The sequence below is a fragment of the Rhizobium sp. P1_E1 genome (assembly GCF_056406015.1).
Genome location: NZ_JBFUAY010000367.1, coordinates 1 through 3,033, shown reverse-complemented (window position 1 = coordinate 3,033; position 3,033 = coordinate 1). Strand labels below are relative to the sequence as shown.

General features: G+C 65.1%; 4 protein-coding genes. 1 reads left to right on the top strand and 3 read right to left on the bottom strand.

Features of this window, described 5'->3' with window-relative positions:
• A partial coding sequence (locus AC1D1Z_RS35750; protein ID WP_477853531.1) for a hypothetical protein occupies positions 1–192 on the bottom strand: 192 nt, incomplete at its 3' end.
• Between AC1D1Z_RS35750 and AC1D1Z_RS35745 the strand changes: the two genes are divergently transcribed.
• Positions 191–646, top strand: a complete 456-nt coding sequence (locus tag AC1D1Z_RS35745; RefSeq protein ID WP_477853529.1) for a VOC family protein — start codon at positions 191–193, stop codon at positions 644–646. The two genes, AC1D1Z_RS35750 and AC1D1Z_RS35745, sit on opposite strands and share 2 nt — an antisense overlap.
• Before the next feature lie 4 nt (positions 647–650).
• On the opposite strand, the gene nadC is transcribed toward AC1D1Z_RS35745, so the two are convergent.
• Together nadC and AC1D1Z_RS35735 are read right to left on the bottom strand one after the other, a co-directional pair.
• The gene (nadC, locus tag AC1D1Z_RS35740) at positions 651–1,574 is read right to left on the bottom strand and encodes a carboxylating nicotinate-nucleotide diphosphorylase (RefSeq protein ID WP_477853527.1); all 924 of its coding nucleotides are present in this window, start codon (positions 1,572–1,574) and stop codon (positions 651–653) included.
• On the bottom strand, positions 1,552–3,033 hold a 1,482-nt coding region (locus AC1D1Z_RS35735), incomplete at its 5' end, for an L-aspartate oxidase (RefSeq protein ID WP_477853525.1). The genes AC1D1Z_RS35735 and nadC, both read right to left, overlap by 23 nt.

Here is a 3,033-nt window from a genome sequence, read left to right as displayed (position 1 = left end):
GAACTGCTCTATCCTTTTGTTTTTACGCAATTCCGGACGGAAAACCGCTTCGCACTTTTCCTGGAATTGCTCTAGAGCGGCTCGAGGTTTCTCCCGAAGGGGCGGTCCGTTTCCGAAACGGCGGGCCGTCCCCACCCCATTGCAGAAAGGAATACCGATGGACAAGCGTTTGCTTGAAGAAGATGCCGTCATGCAGATCTGCTTCGTGACCGACGATGTGCAGAAATCCGCTGCCTGGTTCTCGGAACTGACCGGCAAGCCGGTTCCGGCAGAAGGCAAAGCCGCCGAGCCGGATGAGGCGAAGGCGATCTACAACGGCAAGCCCGCCGAGGTCGGCTGCCGCATCATCATGTTCAAGTTCGGCAATATCGATGTCGAGTTCCTGCAGCCCGGCCCGGAGAAAAGCGCCTGGCGTGACCTGCTGGAGGAGAAAGGGCCGGGCTGTCACCACATCGCCTTCAAGACGAGGAATCTTACCAAGCGAAATCGCTATCTCGAAGACAAGGGCCACCGTCTGCTCCAGCGTGGCGAATTCGACGGTGGCCACGGGCGCTATGCCTATTACGACACGGTGCCCGATCTCGGCGTCATGATCGAACTGCTGGAATTCGACAGCGACAAAGAAGCCCAGCCGAAGCAGGCTTGAGGGATCACAGCGCCTGTGCAATCCGTTTCGGGCTAACCCCTGTTGCGGCCGCGGCCTCGACGAAATCGAGCCCGATATCCAGCACCGGGGCGCTGTGTGTCAGCCAGCCGACGGAAATGAGGTCGACACCGGAAGCAGCGATTGCGGCGGCCGTAATCGGCGTGACGCGCCCGGATGCTTCGGTGATGGCTCGGCCGGCGACGATAGCGACGGCTTCGCGCAGCTGATCGGGCGTCATGTTGTCGAGCAGAACGGCGTCGACGCCGATGTCCATCGCTTCTTGCAGCTGATCGAGGGTGTCCACTTCGACCTCGATCTTCACCATATGGCCGACGCCTGCCCGCGCCCGGCGGATCGCTTCAGCGACCCCACCGGCGATGGCGACGTGATTGTCCTTGATCAGCACTGCGTCATAAAGCGCGAAACGGTGATTCATGCCGCCACCGGCTCGCACCGCATATTTCTCCAGCGCCCTGAGGCCCGGCGTCGTCTTGCGCGTGCAGGCGACGGAAGCCTTGGTGCCCCTGATGGCGGCGGCGATACCTGCCGTCACTGTGGCGATGCCAGAGAGGTGACCGAGGAAATTCAGCGCGGTGCGCTCGGCGCTCAGCAGGCCACGCGAGGGGCCTTCGATGGTGGCGATCACGTCGCCGGGCTTGACCGCGTCGCCATCCTGGAGATGGCGGCGCATGACGATCTCTGGATCGACGAGAGCGAAGGCGAGTTCGGCCGCATCGAGACCGGCAATCACGCCCGGCTGGCGGGCCGCGATCACCACCGTCGAGTGGTGATCGCGAGGGATAACCGATGCCGAGGTGATATCGCCGGCAAGACCGAGATCTTCGAGAAGGGCGGCCCGCACCAAGGGTTCGACGATCAGGCGCGGAAGGGGAACAAGGCTCATCTCAGGCACTCCTTGCAAGGGCATAGGGCGGCGTCGCGCGGGCGATCTCCAGCGCTTGGGAAAGGTGCATCTGGCGCCGGTTGGCATTGGCGAGCTTCAGCGGAAAGTCGGTGCGGGCATGGGCACCGCGCGATTCCATTCGCAGGCTGGCAAAGACGGCGATCAGCAGCGCGACGATAGCCGGATCGGCGGCAGTGCCGTTGCCTTCGGCCAGCGGCAGCAGGGAGGCGATCGCGCCATGAATGGCGCCGGCATTGCGCAACACGCCGAGATGGCGCGAGACGATCGGCCGCACCAATGACGCATCGGTCGGCGCCGGGAGACTCCCGGCGGAGATAGTGCCGGCACCACTTGCCGGCATGCCCGAAATGTCGCGTGCAGCCCGCATGCCCATGACAGCCGCCTCCAGCAGCGAATTGCTGGCAAGCCGGTTTGCGCCGTGCAGGCCGGTCGAGGCCGCCTCTCCGGCGACCCAGAGACCGGGAAGCGAGCTGCGGCCATTTGCATCCGTGGCCACGCCGCCCATGTGATAGTGAACGGCCGGGCGCACAGGAATGAGGTCTCTCGCCGGATCGATGCCGGCCTCGCCGCAAAGGCTCGAGATGACAGGAAAGCGAGCGGCAAAGCGGCTGCCGAGAGCATCGCGGGCATCGAGAAAGACTCGTCCGCCGCGGGCGATTTCGGCGCTGATCGCCCGCGCCACCACGTCACGCGGTGCAAGCTCGGCCCCTGGAATGCGGGCCATGAACCGTTCGCCGCGTTCGTTGACGAGCAAAGCCCCCTCCCCGCGCACTGCCTCGCTGATGAGCGCCAGCGGCCTGCGGCGTGAATCGAGTGCAGTTGGATGGAACTGGACGAATTCCATATCGGCGAGCGCGGCACCGGCCCTTGCTGCGAGCGCGATCCCCTGGCCAAAATTGCCCATCGGATTGGTGGTCGCGTCGTAAAGCCCGCCAATGCCGCCGGTGGCGAGCACCACCCGTGAAGTGGGCAGAATGGCGGCGCCATTCGCGGTCGCGCAGAGCAGGCCGGCGACCTGCTCGCCATCCATCACAATCCGCCGCGCCTCGAAGCCTTCGAGCACTGATATAGCCGGYGTTTTCATCACCGCCTGGATCAGCGCGGCGATGATCGCCGCACCCGAGCCATCGCCTTCGGCATGGACGATGCGGCGGCGATTATGGGCCGCCTCCAGCCCGAGCGAGAGGTCTCCTGCGGTATTCCGGTCGAAACGCACGCCGGCTTGCTCCAGCGCGGCAATCGCTGCCGGCGCCTCGGCGATGATGTCGGCGGCAATGGCCGGATCGCAGAGCCCGTCGCCGGCGGCAAGCGTATCGGCAAGATGCAGTGCCGCGCTATCGTCGGCGCCGACACCGGCGGCGATGCCGCCCTGCGCCCAGGCGCTCGATGTTTCCGCGCCAAGGGCCGCGCGAGTGACGATCACGGAAGGTTCATGCGCGAGCGTCAGCGCGGTCATCAACCC